We start from the raw sequence: 18,051 nt of genomic DNA, 5'->3' as shown, positions 1-18,051 counted from the left end.
GCGATGTTAAAATCTTTATGTTGTTTTAAGTTTTGGCAGAAAATATCGTTTGCCAAAATAGCTTATTATGGTATTTCAACTATTCCACTTGGCTCTTTTTACTTTTTCCCTGGCTCTTATTTAACTACCGTTTTCATCTCAGATTTAGCAATGACCTTACCTTCAATTTTAGTGATAATTTCAACCAAAGTCACGCCCATCATTTCATTAATAATCTTCACTTCAGAAACCAAATGGTCACCTAGTTTCGGCAATGTTTCAGCTTCAAAAGTTTTGATGGCGCCGATGTAACCTGTCGGAGCTTCTTTTCCTAAAAGATAAAATTTGTATCCGGTATGAAGTGCAACGCTTTGCGCCTGATGTTCAATTAAACCGGAAGCCTGAAAAACTCCGTCGTGAACGAAAATATTGTCTTCTTTAATTTCAAATCCTGAAACCAAATGTTCTTCAGAATATTCTGAAATCCCGCTCACCATTACAAAAGGAAACTTCTGCGGAATTAAACTTTCAACAAAATTTTTATCGTTTGTTGGTAAAGAATCTTTCATTAGCATACCGTTAGCAGGCAACATGAGTAAGCAAATCTTCCACTTTCAGGGATACAAAGCATGATTCTCTCGCCTTTTTTCAGTTTACCAGAATTCATAAGCTGTTCTACAGCAATAAAAATAGATCCTGCTCCGATGTTTCCAACTTCAGAAAGGTTGTAAAACCATTTTTCCCAAGGGAAATCAAGACCAACTTTTGCAAATTCTTCCTTCAGACCTTCTTTAAAATAGCCTGATGAAATGTGTGCCAGAACGTGATCAATAGAATCAGGGTCTAGGTCGTGTTTGGTAAATGATGCTCTTAAACTTTCAGCACCTTTTACTAAAATATATTTATCTAAAAGTTTTGTATCTTGTTTTAAGGCAAAAATAGACTGGTTCAGCCATTCTTCAGCAGGATATTCTGCCCATGATTTCAGGCTTCCGTCTTCCTGCTTTTCGCAACCAGAGTACATACAGGCTTCGATTTCGTGCGCATAAGAATAGAAATCCATCCACTCAACTCTTAATGAAATTTCGTTTTCTCTCGGTTTGTTTTCCAATAGAAAAGCTCCGGCACCGTCTGAAAGCATCCATCTTAAAAATTCTCTTTTAAAAGCAACGATGGGTTTTTCTTCCAGAAGTTTAAGGTTTTCTGCCTCGTGATTGAATTTATCGGCTGTCATCCATGCAGAAAATCTTTCAGAACCTACACAGACAGCATTGTTTTTTACACCGGCTTTCACATTAAGAAAAGCGTAGTTGAAAGCATTCATTCCGGAATTGCACAGACCTGTCGAAGTATTGATTTCAACAGATTTTCCTATATTCAATTCTCCATGCACCATAGAAGCGTGAGAAGGCTGAATCTGATCTGCCGAAGTGGTTCCACAGGAAAGCAGCTCCATATCTTCTTTTTTGAAATGCCCGTCAAAAAGCCCTTCCACAGCATTTGCAGTAATTTGCGCATTCGTATGTGTAGGTTTTCCGTTTTTGTCTAAAGCATAATATCTGGTTGTAATTTTATTATTCCTCAGAATTAAAGCTCTCGCCTTAGAAGGAGTATTGTTGACTAAGCCAAGATAGCTTTCCATTTCATCATTAGAAACCGGCTCATTTGGCAAGTATGTTGAAGCTTTTGTTATGAATACGTCGTACATTTCTATTTTAAATTAATTCCTTGTAAATATTTTTTCTGTTTTTGTCTCTTGTTCCATAAAATAGGTGCAAGCAATATATGAAAAATCAAAACAATGGGTGAAATGATCCAGATTGCTGCCATTAAATATACTTTAAAGAACTTAATCAGCATCGGGCGTTTTTCTTTGTTCTTCATGATCAGCTTAGACCACACCGTGAAGATTTTGTTGCCCACTTTTTCCACTCTCACAAGAAAAGCTCTGATTTCTACGGCTCCGTTTTTTACCAGTTCGGGTTGTAGATTGGTAAAATCATTATTACTGAAATGCTTTTCAATAATCTTCCCGTATTTTCCGGCTCCGTTGATTTCTTCGTCTGAAACTCCGGCTGCAGGAAGAATTCCGGATTTTTCTTTTTGTCCGGTTGTCATCCAGCGGAGAATCGTTAAAACGCTTGTGTAATTGTCTCTCCTGTCTACCAATGCAATGTTCCCGACCAGTTTTGCGTCTAAATTTTTCAGATAAACCTTGAGTTTTTCCTGTGAAAGCATCCACATATTTCTGGTCGCGCTTATTGTAACAATTGGCGTGCCTTTCATGATATTTTCGGCAAATCCACTCTTTAAAAATGAAATAATAGGAATTGATGGCGTTAAATACCAAACCTGATAGCCGAAAAGAATGAGGTCAAATTTTGTATTTAAAACTTCCTGAGGCGGTGGCAGAATTTCACTCGGAATCTGAAGATAAGATTCCGGAAAGGTGTTGAAAAAAACATCAGACGGCCACGGAAAAGGAAAATCTTTTTTCAGCTGAATGTTGTAGTAAGTTACTTTATATTCGTCTTTTTTATCTTCAAACGGTTGGGCGATATTTTTCACAACATCCTCCAGCTGTCCGGTCTGAGTGTAGTATAAGACAAGTATATTTTTTTGCATTAATCTATTTTATGGTTTACAAAAATAAGATTTCTATATTTATTATTCGTGCCTAAAAACTTTTATTGATTCTGAATTAAACAATTGTTTATAATTTGCGTTTTCAAAAGTCTGATTTTTAATATTCAGCAGAATAATGGTCTCCGGAAAATCTTTGATATCAGTAAGATGAAAATTTTCGTCAGAAATTAAAAGTACATCAATCTTTTTATTGATTTGTGTCTGATTATCAATGTAATTCAATTTTCTTTTCTGAACAAGATAGCTGTTTTTTGCCACAGATCTTTTTTCTGAATCATTGATTAAACTGAAAATTCTACGTCCGGCCTGCTGAAGCGTCAATAAAATATCTTTTTGCCCAAAATCATCGGCGATGTGGAAAATTGTTGCGTCATTCTCAATGTGTCTGTTCAGCTCAAAATAGACCGATTTGTTTTGATTAAAATCTTCTTTTACCGGTTTTACGACTTCGTTTTCTTTATATAAAAAGCTGAGAAATAATTTCTTTTTAAAATAATTTTCATCTTCAATTTCATTTCTCAGTTTCGCAAACTCGTCTCGGAAATAGGCATTGATTTTCTTTGTTCTTTCGGAATAATCTTCACCGAAACTTAAATCTTCTTTAAGAATTCTGTCGCCGACTTTTACCGTGATACTTCCGTCATAAATAATGAAATCTCCTTTCGGCTGCACCTCAGAATTTCCGTGAATGTAAATAGGAAGAATGTCTAAATTAAACTGTTCGGCGATATAAAAAGCGCCTTTGTGAAATCTCTTGACATTGTTATTATAAGAACGCTCAGATTCAGGAAAGACAACCAATGAATATCCTTGCGCAACTTTTTCTCTCAATTGCTCCATCCCATTTTCGATGCCCTGTGAAACCGGATAGAAGCCCAAAGCCCGCACGATTTTCCCGAAAAACGGAGAATGATAAACCCAATCATTGACCAGATAAACAATTTTATGGCTGACCATTCCCATAACCAATGTATCAAGAAAAGACGTGTGATTGGCAATGATTACAGCAGGTTCTGTAAAGTTTTCATTAGGATTTGCAATAATTTTTTTTCTGACAAAAGGATTGGTGTATAAAACCGATACCAGAAATTTTGCTAAAATTAATTTAATGAAATCCAAAGTTTTTCCTTTCGATTTTTTCACGAAAATACTTCCGATGGCAGAGAAAATCAATCCGCCTAAACCATAATAAATAAAGGAAAATACTGAGTTTAAAAACAGTCTTAAAGTAATTGGCGACAAACCTTTTTTTGCTCTGTTGATGATTAAAAATCTAAACCAGAACGGATATAAAGTTGATGTAATAACAATCACTGAAAACATTCCAATCAAGGCGACCAAAGCTAATGAATGTAAAGCAGGATGTTTGGCGAAAATCAGAGATCCGATGGATAAAATCGTTGTGAAAACTGCCAAAATAATAGAAATTCTATACGTTGGAAGTTCGTTTTTTCCTGTCGTATGTTCTTTTTGCATTGCTTTCGTCAGGAAAATGCTGAAATCATCGCCGACGCCAAAAACCAAAGTGCAGACAACGGTACTGAAAATATTTAATTCTAAACCTAAAAAATAAAGAATTCCTGCAGTCACAACTCCCGTCAGAACAATCGGAAACATCGTCAGCAAAGACAATTCGAAATTTCTGAAGAAAACAATAATCGTTAAAATAATTGCCAGAAGAGAATAGTTAATCAAAGTATTGAAATCTCTTTTCAGTAAGCCTAAAAAGTTTTCATTCATCTGTTGACGGTCGATTGCCAAAGCTTCGTGGCTTTTTTCAACATCTTTGATGAAGGCGTCTCTTTTCGTTTCATCCACTTTTACAACATTCGAAACTGTGAAAAACCCGTTTTCGTTGCTTAGAAATTCGGAAATCTGAAGAGCTTTTATTTTTTCATAATCTTTTAAGCTTAAACTGGAATAGGTTTTATTTAAATTCTCATTAAACTGATCAAAAGCCGAAGCATTAAATCCAAACTCGTTTCCGTTTTTGACCAATTCGGCAATCGTCTGATTTTTTTTATTCTGATTCCAAAACTGATTCCATTTTTCAACTTTTTTCTGCTGGTCTTTTTCAGACAAAATGACGTTTCCAATCGAATTGTAACTTAAAATTTTGCCTTCCTGCTTTTCTTTTTCCAAAAAGTTACTCAATCTTGAATTTCTCGCCAATGCTTCACTCTCAGAATTTCCGTAAGAAATGGTGTAAATTGATTTTGAAGTAATGTCAGACAGTTTTTCCAGCTTGGCTTCACTTATTTTTAAATCTTTCGGAATGTAATTTAGATCACCGATATTTTCATTAAAACCAACGTGACGGAACCCAAAAAGACAGGCAACAATCATAATTGAACAACCAATAATCAAAGGTTTGTTCTTTTCGTAAGGATAATTTCCAATCTTATCTATGAAATTCGTGCTTACTTTTCCTGATTTTTCTTTCGGAAAATAAAGTTGCGGAACAATAATCAATGCTGCAAATGAAGAAAGAAAAACTGTAATTGCTGCAAAAAGTCCGAGATCTTTCAACGCCTCAGAACGAACGAAAACTAAGCATAAAAAAGAAACTGCCGTTGTCGCACTGCTCAGGATAATCGGTTGTGTGATTTCTTTGTAAAGCTCTTCAATATTGTTGTTGTGCTTGTAATGCGTGAGAATATGAAGGGCATAATCAATTGTAATTCCAATTAAAATCGCTCCGACGCTGAGTGAAATCGCTGAAATTTTATCTTTTATGAAATACAAAATCATTAGCGAAATGAAAACTGCAAAAACGGTTGGAAGAAAAACAATCAACGGCGTGAAAAAATTCCGGAAATAATAAATCAGCAGAATCAACAGAACCGTCATTGAAATAATCACCGTATTCTGAATGTCTTTTTTAATTTGTTGAGCATTGGCAACCGCAATTACAGGCGATCCAAAATAGCTGATTTCGGTTTTTCCTTTAAAATTTTTGTTGATTTCGTCTTTAATTTTATTCAAACTGTCGACGAAAACTTCATTGTTTTTGGTGTCGTTGCTTTTATTTTTTGGATCGATGAAAAGAAGTAGGTTTTTGCCGTCTTTTGAAACGATGTAATTGTCTTCAAGCTTAAAATCTTTGCTGATGTTTAAAGCGTTCAGTTTTTTAATGCCGAGAAAAGTAATTCCCAGCGGATCTTTTTTAATAAATTCTTTGGTCACCAGACTTGTTGGCGAAACCAAAGAAACGTAATTGTTCTCAACCTGCTTTGCAATGCTGTCTTTACTGAGTTTTCTTTCAATTTCAGAATAATCATTATCATCTAAAAACAAAGGTAAATTCTGGTTGACAAAATCAAATGTTTCGGAGATTTCATTATCATTAACTTTCCCCTGAACCGAACCGATATATTTTTGAAGAGGCTCAATTTTATTTAAGAAGGCATCGGCCGTTTCTGAAAGCTGAAAATTTTCGTCCTTCGATTTTTTTTCGATGATGACGATAATTTTATCTGAAAAATTGAGCTGCTTCAGAACTTTCGCTGTCAGATCTGATTTTTCGTTTTTAGGAATAATTTGATTAATGTCTTCCTCAAAATTAATTTTAGAAGCAAAAAATCCGCAAACAAGAAGAATTCCCAAAGCTATAGCGATAGAAAGAATCCGGTTTTTAGAAATCAGATAATATAATTGGATGAAAAAGCGATGCATTACCCTGTTAAATCAAGTTGCAAATTTAATTTTTTAGACTCAAGGTCAAAACTTTATAAGTGAAGTTTTGCGGATAATCATTAAAATAATCTACTTTTGCAACGCTTTAGCGATTGGCTTTGGCGAAAACATGACATTCTACTGGGTATGTTTCAAAACAGCGATGGAAAAATAAATTCGGTTCTCTTTACAGCAATACTTCCCTTTTTGCTGTTTTTCATGGCATATTATGGTTTTGAATCTTCTTATGTGAAGCTGAAAACTATGGAGAAGGCTCCGGATTTTATGTTTTCTTCAGTGTATGCGTATAGGGTAATTCCAAATTTCCTTACGGTTCATGTCACTGATTTTCTTACTGATTTTATCAATTCAAATTTAGTTTCGCTAAAACCCTTCATTCTAAAAAGCGGAACAGTTTTTTATCACAGTATTTTTTTAATTAATGTTATCTTTTTTTTGGCTTCAACATTGGTTTTGGACAAAATTTTAAAATTTAATCCTAACCTTTTTGCTTCAGATCCAAGACTGAGAAAGCTGCTGTATATTTTTGGAGTTTTTCTGATGGTTATCGTTCAGTATGTGCCCACAAACTGTGACTCAATTGCAATATTCTTTTTTCTTGGCGGAATATTTTTCAGTTTAAAATTTGCAAAATTAAGACAGAATAAAGATTTGCTTTTTCTATGCGGAATTATTTTTATTTCAACATTCGTACGGGAAACTGCCTGCCTAAATATTGCTTTTTTTGGAGCGTTATTTTTTGATTACCGAAGTTTTAAGATTAAAGATTTTGCTTTCTGTAAAGAAATTCTGATGGCCGTTTTGGCATTTGTTGTTCCTTACATTGGTTTACGTTTGATGATCCCTCAGGAGGCTTCGCTTGCGGAAGGTTTTTATTTGGTTCAGAATTTCAGCAGTCCGTTTAATCTTGCGGGTCTGGTTTTCGGACTTGTATTTTTATACTTCATTTACCAACTTTGTGGTGTTGCAGAACGCAATATTTTCAAAAATTTTATGATACTTTCCGTTCCTTATCTTGGAATGATTACTTTTGTCGGGCTGTTTTGGGAAACGAGACTTTTTCTTCCGCTTTTACTGGGAGTTTTGGTGATTTCTTCACAAAACATAAATTTTCATAGAGCATAGATGAGTTTATTTCACCCCTATTACCTGATTGTTTTTGTTGTGTTGCTGGTTTTCAGTGCGCAGGAAGTTTTTGGCCGAAGGGTAGAGAAAAAATACCTTTGGTACCTGGCAATTTTTCTGATTTTAATTGCGGGGCTTAGAAAGTTTGTTGGTCCCGATTACGGAAGTTATGTAGGTATATATGTGTATTCAGATCAGATAGATTACGTAAGCATTATTTGCAAGGCCTTGTATCTGGAGCCTCCCACACCCTTTGAACTGGAGTGGCTTTTTATACTCATCAATAAGATAATTCTGAATGTTTTCAATGCGCCGTTTTATATTCTTACTTTGGTGATTGCAGCAATTACCATGTATTTTAAGATAGAATATATCGAAGAAAACACATTTTATCCTTTTACATTTATACTGTTTATGTTCATTCCGGGTTTTTTTATCGGAGAAAGTGGACAAATCAGGCAGTGTTTGGCATCGTTTATAGTCTATTATGCAATTAAATATATAAAAACAAGACAGCTTTTTATGTATATCCTGTTTATCTGGATTGGGGCGGGAATTCATAATGTCTGTTATGTTTTTCTTCCAATGTATTGGGTTGCGAGAATTCCAATCAATAAGGCGGTGATGCTGGGGTTCATTATTACTTCAATCTTCCTTTCTCCTTTTGAAGTTTACCGTGTTTTTGGAAGCTTTTTGGAGGGCGTTGCTTCGGATAATGTTCTTGTAGAGGGATTCAACGGATATGTAGATGAATCTGTAACTCGTCTGAACGGTGGTTTTGGTGTGCCCGAAGGTTTGATGGCTATTCTTACTTTTTTCCTTTTCTTTTTTGATAATCAGATGAAAGAGAAGTTTCCTTACTACGAATACCACAGAAACTATGCTGTTATAGGTGTTTGCTCCTATTTTATATTCAGAAACAATCCTATTTTCGCATCTCGTCTGGCGGGTGCATTTATTGGTTTTTCTTATATTATTATCATCAATTCTATGTACGTGGTGAATGATTCTACCAAAAGGTTAATCTATACTTTTATCATCTCACTTTTCATTTTCAACTTTGTTCTATTCTCAAGCTTTAAAAACATTGTTAACGGAAACTTCACAATAGAGCGGTATAATAACTATTTATTACCTTAAAATCCTCTATTTTACAAAAATTCTTTGATTCATAATGAAAAATTATTCACAGTTTTCTAAATTGTGAATTTAAATACATATTTTTGCGATCGTTGAATTATTATCATATATAATCATAATTTGTATTTATGTCTGTAATCATAAACCATTATTATAACTTATTTTGATATAATCAATTGAAATCCAATAACTATTGACTAAAATTTGTATCCAAGTATTATTATGAAACAAAAATCTATTTCTCAAGGCCTTATGTCAGCAGGTCTTGTACTGTTAAGTTTTTGCAGCACAGATGCACAGCAGATTCTTGCAAAAACAGAGAACGACACCAAAACAGTGGTCAACGCGTCAAGAATACCGATGGATTCTGATGTGATCGCTTCAAGGGTTTACACATACCCTTGGCTTCTTGCCCCAAACAGTTATATTTTTGATCCTTCCACCGCAAATGATGGAATCTACATTCCAGTTAAAAAGGCTTATGCAGTTTGGACTTTTTATAAATATTTAAATAAAGACAATTTTAACTACGATGGGAAAACTTCTGCAGAACTTCTTTGGGAAGATAATCATGGTTTAATTAAGACGAGCGGAGGTTTCAGGCTTCGGCTAACGGGAAATAAAGAAGAGGGCAAGATTGTAGTTCCTGTAAATAAAGGCAAAAAAGGAAATGCAGTTATTGCCTTTAAAGTTGATGGCAAAATCGCATGGTCATGGCATATCTGGGTGACAGATGATCCTACCGACGGTTCTACATACCGCAGTTTTGATAATGTCAAAAGAGAAACTGCAAGCGGAAGCACTGAAGTTATTCCTGCAGGAGAATGGAAATGGATGGACAGAAACTTAGGTGCGATTTCATCATCAAACACTGCCGGAGAATGGAACAGAAGCGGCGGGCTTTTGTATCAGTGGGGAAGAAAAGATCCTATTCCGCCATTGGTTTTGAGAGGTGATGATTTTTATGAAGTTTCCGGAAGTGTCGGCAGAGTACGTCACAGAGGTTCAAAAAATTTCACCAATGCTACTAATTTTGATAATTTAAGACTTTTCACACCTGTTTCTACAGCAACTGTGGAAAACAATATGGCTCTTTCAATCAACAATCCGTTGAGCCCGATTTATGTTTACAAAGATGATCTTTCCGGTCCGGCTTATTATAATAACAATGTCAACCTGATGTACAATTGGTTTGGAGCATCTTCGGATATTCTTGGTCAGGATTTGCCTAAACTGAATCTCTGGTCTGATAATGCTGAAGGTTATATCGGTATAGATTATAATACGGACGATGCTGCGCAGCCCTATAGAAGAAAATCTCCTTTTGATCCGTGCCCAAATGGATGGCGTTTGCCATCGATGTTGGTTGCCAATTTAGCTTCGCCAACGTATGTGGATGATGTGAGAATAGATTTTTCTCCGTTTGGTGTTCGTACTAATCTTGGAAAAACAGCATTTGAAAGTGCAGGAAATCATATTATCAAACCATCCGATGCTGGAGTTCCTTCATTTATGACAGGTTTTAAAATATATCCCAATGTAGGTTTCGATATGACTTCTGTCGGAGGTTTCAATATGGGAACTTTTCCTGGAACAGGTCAATTGGCAATCAATTCGCAACAGGGTCAGTACACCGACCAGCATCAGGTGGGATTGTGGACAGCAACAATGACAAGGTTATCAGACACAACACCAGCGGTTTCTGCGAGAGCATTATTTATGGTTCCGGACAAATATCAGGGTGACACACCCAATCCGGGCGATGCTACCGTGAAAGGTAGATACTGGTACATGCCGACATCCACTGCGAAAACTTCGGATGCCAATGCATGCAGATGTATTCAGGATCCGGGATATATTGTTCATAATTATAATTATCCAACAGAATATTATGATGAGCCTACCGATTACACAGATGGTTTAAAAAATCCAAATACCTATCAGATTGTAAAAAATACCACTTCAACTTTGGTAGAAATCCCCGTATCCAAGGCGTTTTCGGTTCAAAGTCAGTTGTTGAATAACAAGACAATTTTAAATGCGGCAAGTTTCAACAGTCTTAAGGCTAATGTTCTTTGGTCTACCAACACGTCGCTGATTGGTTCTGTGGCGTTATCGAATCCGTCTCCGTCAAGCATGGCTGATCTTTCGAATACAAAAATTCAGGTCAACATCAATCCAAACCAAAGTGGAAATGCAGTGATCACACTTCACAACGGAAGTATCACAAGTCCAGTGTATTGGTCATGGCATATTTGGGTGACCGATAGCGCAATTTCATCTTTCACTTATGCTACGGAAACGCCAAATTCAAACGCGCCTAACTATGTTAATTATGTTCAGAAAGGTGATGTATTAAAAACAGAATTTATGGACAGAAACATTGGTGCAACCGATGCTTTTCCTGTCGTTGCAAATCCGTTAACTCCGAATGCTGCCGAGCTTGCGCAAATCAGAGCTTCTACGGGAATGCAGTACCAGTGGGGAAGAAAAGATCCTATCCCACCGTTTCAGCATGCCGATAACAGAGCTTCCTACAGTATTTATTTAGGAAATGTAGCTGCTAATGGATCCGTTTCCTACACAGCATTGAGTTATGCGAATTATAATAATTTATCAGGAAATTATATTGTTCCTTACAACACATATTCAAACGCCACCAATGCAAACTTGTTGTCTAATGACACGGTTCCGGAAAAATTAGCTAAAATTTTATCTTATTCGGTGAGAAATCCTTTGGTGTACATGATTCCAAGCACTTTTGCACCTTACAATTCAGCAGTTCCGAACTATACCAACGGTACAGACTGGATTTCAGATGAACCCAATTTAGCTGCAGACAGATGGGGTAGAGGTGGCGAAAAATCCGTTTACGATCCATGTCCTGAAGGCTGGAGAATTCCGGATCTAACGAGCACTGCAATTATTTCCAACAAAGATTTCGGAATTTCACCATGGTACAAAAAAGATAAAAAAGTAGCAACAAGTTACAGCGTAATTTCGGATTATCTGGGAACTAGAGTGAGAAACAGCACAACGACGACAATCGGGTATATCTACAACAATCCTGCGTACAACGTCGGCAATTTCCCGAACTCAGGATCGAGAGGTTTCAGAAGTGTGACGGCAAATCAAACGGCTTCAGGAACTTTTAATGTAAACAATTATCAGTATCCGGGAGTCTGGACAGGAGCTTTGAATTCAAACTACATCGGAAGACCTGTAAACATTCTTTTTGATGCTGCCTCAAGTTCCAACAGAATGATTGCCTTCCATGATAATAATGATCCTTATTTCGGGATGAACTGCCGCTGTGTAAAAGTGAACACCAATGCAGCCGGCGATCAGGCGGGACCAATTCCGGCAATTCCTGTGACGCAGGCGGGCGCTTTCAAGGCTACCAACGTGTTTACGCAAAAACAAATCGAGGACAAAAAAGTTAAAAATCAAATCTCATTATTCCCAAATCCGGTGCAGGATATTCTTTATATCAAAGCGGATGTGAGAAAAGATTATTATTACCAAATTTACAATGCTTCAGGGCAAATGGTTAGAAAAGGGAAGTTTGAAAATAATCAAACCAATATTTCAGATTTAACTCAAGGTTTTTATCTTGTAAGAATCAATGATGCGGAAGTAGTTGTGAAAATTATGAAGAAGTAACTGCTTTAAAATTAAATCATCATAAAACAGAACCGAAATTGTTTTTTGAATACGCTTTAATTCCTATTTTTGACAATCAAATTTAAGAAGAGCAAATTCAAAACAATTTCGGTTCTTTTATTTTGGAAAAAATTACACATTTGAAAAAACCTGCAGAACTTTTTACCGTAAGATTGCTGATCAATTTATTAATTGTGGCAACAGCAGTTTTTGCATTGGTTTTTACCTTTATTCATAACAAAAATTCTGACGGATATATTCTTGGCGACTGGCTCATCAACTATCAGGATGGCGGTTTTAAAAGAAGAGGGCTTTCCGGAAGCTTCTTTTTTATTATTCAGGATTTTACAGGTTTAAAATTAAATTTGGCTGTCTATTTTTTCCAAGTCATCATTATTTGTGGATTTTTTTATACGTATTTTAAAATTATTCAGAGAAAGCAACCTGATCTGCTTTATCTGTCGCTTTTACTTTCCTCCATCGGTTTTACAGGAATATTTAACTGCGTCGATTATGTCGGAAAGAAAGAATTTATTGTCTTTTTCATCTTCGCCGTTTTCATCAATCTTTTAGATCAGGAAAAACTCGACCGTTCAAAGGAATATTTAATCTGCTTCGGATTGCTGATCGCTATGTTTTTCCATGAGATCACACTTTTTTTCATGCCCTATTTTTTGATTGGATTGTATCTAAAAAGCGGAAAGTTCGAAACTAAAAAGTACATTAAATATATTCTTGTCACGCTGATCCCTGCGATATTAATTTTTCTCCTCGGAAAGGAAATCAACGAAGGACAATCATTGGAAATTCTGAAAAACCGTGGAGTAATTCTAACCAAAGGAATATTTTTCTGGAATTTTGATGAAAGAAGATACATTTCAGATCATTTCAATGACTACAGATTGTATTTTTTAAGTTTCTTAATCAGTCTTCTTCATGTTGGTTTTTATTTAAAATTTCAAAAGGCACAAAAGTTTCTGTCTATTTTATTGATTCCCGCATTTCTGTTTTCATTGCCTCTTTTTTACCTCGCAATCGATTGGGGAAGATGGCTGTACATCCACATGATTTTTCTGATCATTCTTTTCACTTTAATGCTTCCAAAACGCAATTATGATGAGGTTGCAGAAGGTTTTAGTTTAAATTTAAAAAACGGAATTATAGTTTCATTTATCATTTTTTCTTTAATGTACAGAGTTGAAATGTCCGGAAGAGGTTTTACATGGGAAGGTTTGCTGTACAGAGTCTTTATTTCGCCCGTGGAACTGTTAAATAAAATGCTGTAAATCTGCTTTAATAAAAAAAGGCTTACTTTTGCAAAAATTTCAGGAATGTCGAAAAATTTAGTAATCGTCGAGTCTCCGGCCAAAGCAAAAACTATTCAGAAATATTTAGGTAGCGATTTTGAGGTGAAGTCCAGCTTTGGGCACATCCGTGATCTGCCTAAAAAAGGAATGGGAATAGATCTGGCCACCTTCAGTCCGGATTACGAAGTTTCTGCCGACAAAAAGAAATTGGTAACAGAATTAAAGTCTGCCGTAAAGAAAGCCGAAATGGTGTGGCTTGCTTCCGATGAAGACCGTGAAGGGGAAGCCATCGCATGGCATTTGGCAGAAGAATTGAAACTGAAACCCGACAACAGAAAGAGAATTGTCTTCCACGAAATTACCAAAAATGCGATTCTAAAAGCCATCGACAATCCGAGAGATATTGATCAGAACTTAGTCAACGCTCAACAGGCAAGAAGAGTTCTCGACAGAATCGTAGGTTTCGAAATGTCTCCCGTACTTTGGAAGAAGGTAAAACCGGGATTGTCTGCAGGAAGAGTGCAATCGGTAGCTGTACGTTTGGTGGTGGAAAGAGAAAAAGAAATCCGTGCTTTTGTACCGAAAGCAAGCTTTAAATTAGATGGAATCTTTTTAAACAAAACCTCTCAGGAAATCGCTGCAAAACTCAAAAAAGATTTCGATAAAGAAGAAGAGGCAGAAAAATTCCTTGAACTGGCAAAAACGGTTGAATTTAAAGTTCTCAATGTAGAAACTAAACCAGGAAGCCGTTCTGCATCTGCACCTTTTACCACTTCTACACTTCAGCAGGAAGCGTCTTCAAGATTAGGTTACAATGTTACCAACACGATGCGTCTTGCACAAAGACTGTACGAAGAAGGTCACATCACTTATATGAGAACCGACTCTGTCAACCTTTCTCAGGAAGCAATTGAAGGTGCAAAAAAGCAAATATTATCAGAATACGGAGCAGAATATTCTTCTCCAAGAAACTATACTACCAAATCATCTTCTGCACAGGAAGCTCACGAAGCAATTCGTCCGACAGATTTCTCTGTAAAAACTATTGGTGACGTTCAGTTGAGCAAACTGTATCAATTAATTTACAGAAGAACACTGGCTTCGCAAATGGCAAATGCTAAAATCGAAAAAACGGTCATCGAAATTGGTAATGCCAAACTTCCTCAGCATTTTGAAGCGCAAGGTGAAGTTATCATTTTCGATGGTTTCCTGAAAGCTTACGGAATTGTAAAAACAGAAGACGACGACGAAGAAAACAACGAAAAACTATTGCCGAAAGTAACTGTAGGCGAAGTATTAGACTATAAAAAAATTACAGCAACAGAAAAATTCACAAGACCGAGTGCGAGATATACCGAAGCAGGTTTGGTAAGAAAGCTTGAAGAGCTGGGAATCGGTCGTCCGTCTACGTATGCACCGACTATTCAGACCATTCAGAACCGTGAATATGTTGATAAGAGAGAGATTGACGCTCAGGTTCGTGAGATCTTGAAAATGTCTCTTGTAAAAGACAAAATCAAAAAAGAAGTTCTCGACGAAAAATTCGGGGGCGACAAAAATAAATTCGTTCCTACAGACATCGGTGAAGTGGTAAATGACTTCCTAACCGATAATTTCAGCGAAATTCTTGACTTCGGGTTTACCGCAAGAGTAGAAGAAAGTTTCGACGAAATCGCCAATGGCGGACAGAAGTGGAAAGAAATGATGACTGATTTCTACTCAAAATTCCATCCGAGAATAGAAGATGTAGAAGAAAATGCCGACCGTGCCAACGGAGAAAGACTTTTGGGTGTAGATCCAAAAACCGGAAAGAATGTAACCACAAGAATCGGAAGATTTGGTCCGATGATTCAGATTGGCGAGCAGGATGATGAAGAAAAACCGGTTTTTGCATCACTTTTATCCGGACAGAACATTGCTACGATTACTTTAGAAGATGCTTTGGAACTGTTCAAGCTTCCATTTGATTTAAATGAAGTCGATGGTTTACCAGTTTCTATTGGTGTCGGAAGATTCGGTCCTTATGTGAAATGGGGCGAAACGTACATCAGCATTCCGAAAGGAGAAGATCCGCTTGCTATTAAGCAGGAGCGTGCAGAAGAAATCATTGCAGAAAAGAAACTGGCAGATGCGCCAATTGCGTCTTACAAAGGCGAGCCGATCACAAAAGGAACGGGAAGGTTCGGTCCTTTCATTAAATACCAAAGTATTTTCATCAACGTTCCGAAACGTTATAACTTCGAAAATCTTTCTCAGAGTGACATCAACGAATTGGTGGAAGCTAAATTAGAGAAAGAAGCGAACCGTTACATCCAGCATTGGGAATCAGAAAAGATCTCTATTGAAAATGCGAGATGGGGCCCAATCGTAAAACACGGAAAAAACATCTACAAAATTCCAAGGAAAAAAGACGATACCAAATACGAAGCAGATGACCTGAAAGAAGTCTCCATCGATGAGGTTAAAAAATGGATTACCGCTCAGGATCCAAAAGCTTTTGCAGAAAAGAAAAAACCTGCAGCCAAGAAAGCTCCTGCGAAAAAGGCAACGACTGCTGCTAAAAAACCTGCGGTGAAGAAGCCGGCGGCGAAGAAATAGTATTCTCTTTTATAAAATATTAAAGCACAGATTTTTTGGTCTGTGCTTTTTTGTTGGTTGCTTGTATTTGTGTGCAGTGGGTACGAGCGGGACGCTCGCACCAGCGTTGGGATGGTGTCGTTTTGCATTTGAAATGCAAAAAAAATCTCATTTTATCTGGGACAATCAATACCATATTAAAGTATTGCTGAAAAAAACTGAACTTATTTATACATTAGATGTTGTCTTTTGTTATACATAGGATGTTTTTAAATATTTGCTTTTACAGTGTATCATTTAATTAAATAACTCATAATTGATTTAAAAGATGTACTCATCAATATCATAGCCATCATTGTCAGATCTGATCTGATTTTTGAAAACAAATAGTTCGGAATCTATTTGTGACCAGTAGTAACGGTCTACATGATCTATCGCATCAGGATATTTTTCCAAAATTTCTTTAGGATTAATAGATATTTGTAATTTGTAAAATTCATTTGGCTTAATAATATAGGAATCAGCAAATACTAACTTTAGTTTGCAATGTGAGCAATTATCTGCAATTGGAATTGTCACAGATAATTGAACTTTTGAGCATGCTTTGATAGTTAAGGTATTTTCTCTAACGTATCTCTTCGGATCATTTTCAACTAAAGCATCATTCATTCTGCTTGGTAGAGCAGCATGTTGAGTTATAATCAATTTGTTTTCTGAATCATAAATCATTGCTTTTACTTGATTAACTTTTAACTTTTCATCCACATCAGATCCGAAAAGTTGATAATCTTTATTGCCTTTCAAAATATTGGGATCGAGAATAATTTTTATATCTTCATCATTTAAATTTACTATTTCATAATACACCCTTTTATCATATTTTTTATCAGGTCTGTTTAAAATAGAAATAATATTTATATAAACTTTTTCGTTTTTTAATTGACCGTAACAGTTTAAAAATGACACTAATACAATAGATGTAGTGAATATTTTTCTCATTTGATTTCAAAAGCTTTTATTAGTCCTAGGTTATTTTTTCTAAGATAATTTAACCAATTTTCTTGTCTACGCTGTAATTCCTCGCTGGCGCGAGCGTCCCGCTCGTGTCCGCACCAATAACATCAAGTATTAATATCAATTTTCAAAACATCATCAAAATCATCACAGTAATTTCTTGCGCTGCTGTATTTCCACTCCCATGGTTCTATAACGAAACCACTTTCTACAGGATTTTGATGAATGTAATCTAATTTTTGTTCAAACACTTTTAAAGACCAAATCTCAATTGGCTGATTGTTCTGTTGCCACAACTGATGATTTTTAATGTTTGAATTTCTTGCTCCAGCTTTATTAAACATCCATAATATCCATTCTTTTCTGCTCTCCTTGTTGTTTTCCTTAATTGCTTCAATCAATTTTTTGAAGTAAAGCCTTTAAAGTCTCTAATGAGTTCAGATGGCTTACCATCCGCCGAACGGAACAATCAGTGTATGTGACTTGGCATTATACAATATCCAAAAATAATCATTCCTTTATTTTTACGGCAATAATCTAAAGAATTAATTATGATGTCAAAATACTCCATTCTTCTGAAGAGGTCTATCCAAAATACGGTCGCAAAGCTGATGAAGTAAGCGCCTTCTTTATCATGGAACTTATATTTTCTGCTCATGTTTTTTATGTTTTAGTGTGCGTGCACGAGCGTGACGCTCGCGCTAGCGTTTAAGCGTAAACTTTTAAAGTTATTCGACCAGCATTATTTATTTTTAATCAAATATAAATAATACTCATATATTTAAAACATTCTTTTTCGCTGGTGCGAGCGTCCCGCTCGTTCCCGTTTATAAAACTAAATTACACTATCTGGTTATATTTTTTTTATAGCGGGAGCATTCGACTGGTTTTCTTGGATTTTATG

10 protein-coding genes and 1 pseudogene are annotated in these 18,051 nt (G+C 36.0%); 5 read left to right on the top strand and 6 right to left on the bottom strand.

Annotation, left to right across the window (positions count from 1 at the left end; translation table 11 throughout):
- Positions 1-116: 116 nt before the first annotated feature.
- The 4 genes from NG809_RS08055 to NG809_RS08040 are packed head-to-tail and all read right to left on the bottom strand — an operon-like array spanning position 117 to position 6,300.
- Complete coding sequence (locus NG809_RS08055) at positions 117-548, bottom strand: hypothetical protein (RefSeq protein WP_262149595.1); 432 nt, start codon at positions 546-548, stop codon at positions 117-119.
- The gene (locus NG809_RS08050) at positions 548-1,687 is read right to left on the bottom strand and encodes a beta-ketoacyl-ACP synthase III (protein ID WP_262149593.1); all 1,140 of its coding nucleotides are present in this window, start codon (positions 1,685-1,687) and stop codon (positions 548-550) included. The genes NG809_RS08055 and NG809_RS08050 overlap by 1 nt, the downstream gene beginning before the upstream one ends.
- Positions 1,688-1,689: 2 nt before the next feature.
- Positions 1,690-2,604: a dialkylrecorsinol condensing enzyme DarA gene (locus tag NG809_RS08045; RefSeq protein WP_262149591.1), complete on the bottom strand. Its 915-nt coding sequence runs from the start codon at positions 2,602-2,604 to the stop codon at positions 1,690-1,692.
- Positions 2,605-2,646: 42 nt separating this feature from the next.
- Complete coding sequence (locus tag NG809_RS08040; RefSeq protein WP_262149589.1) at positions 2,647-6,300, bottom strand: MMPL family transporter; 3,654 nt, start codon at positions 6,298-6,300, stop codon at positions 2,647-2,649.
- A 147-nt stretch (positions 6,301-6,447) separates the two neighbouring features.
- Here NG809_RS08040 and NG809_RS08035 point away from each other — a divergent pair, with 147 nt between their 5' ends.
- The 5 genes from NG809_RS08035 (at position 6,448) to topA (ending at position 16,154) form a co-directional block, all read left to right on the top strand.
- Positions 6,448-7,446 (top strand): hypothetical protein, encoded by a 999-nt coding sequence (locus NG809_RS08035; RefSeq protein ID WP_262149587.1) that lies wholly within the window; start codon positions 6,448-6,450, stop codon positions 7,444-7,446.
- The gene (locus NG809_RS08030; protein ID WP_262149585.1) at positions 7,447-8,586 is read left to right on the top strand and encodes an EpsG family protein; all 1,140 of its coding nucleotides are present in this window, start codon (positions 7,447-7,449) and stop codon (positions 8,584-8,586) included.
- A gap of 222 nt (positions 8,587-8,808) precedes the next feature.
- On the top strand, positions 8,809-12,249 hold the full coding sequence (locus NG809_RS08025; protein WP_262149584.1) for a T9SS type A sorting domain-containing protein: 3,441 nt from the start codon (positions 8,809-8,811) through the stop codon (positions 12,247-12,249).
- A 140-nt stretch (positions 12,250-12,389) separates the two neighbouring features.
- The gene (locus NG809_RS08020; RefSeq protein WP_262149582.1) at positions 12,390-13,535 is read left to right on the top strand and encodes a hypothetical protein; all 1,146 of its coding nucleotides are present in this window, start codon (positions 12,390-12,392) and stop codon (positions 13,533-13,535) included.
- Between the two features lie 45 nt (positions 13,536-13,580).
- Positions 13,581-16,154, top strand: coding sequence for a type I DNA topoisomerase (gene topA / locus NG809_RS08015; RefSeq protein WP_262149581.1), 2,574 nt, complete (start codon positions 13,581-13,583; stop codon positions 16,152-16,154).
- Between the two features lie 300 nt (positions 16,155-16,454).
- On the opposite strand, the gene NG809_RS08010 is transcribed toward topA, so the two are convergent.
- A complete protein-coding gene (locus NG809_RS08010; RefSeq protein WP_262149580.1) occupies positions 16,455-17,132 on the bottom strand; it encodes a hypothetical protein in 678 nt (225 codons plus the stop codon).
- A gap of 122 nt (positions 17,133-17,254) precedes the next feature.
- Positions 17,255-17,805, bottom strand: a pseudogene (locus tag NG809_RS08005) (REP-associated tyrosine transposase).
- Positions 17,806-18,051: the final 246 nt, after the last annotated feature.

The sequence above is a fragment of the Chryseobacterium foetidum genome, from assembly GCF_025457425.1.
GTDB classification, from domain to species: Bacteria; Bacteroidota; Bacteroidia; order Flavobacteriales; family Weeksellaceae; genus Chryseobacterium; species Chryseobacterium foetidum.
The sequence above is the reverse complement of the archived record's forward strand: the minus strand, read 5'-3'. Positions and strand labels throughout refer to the sequence as shown.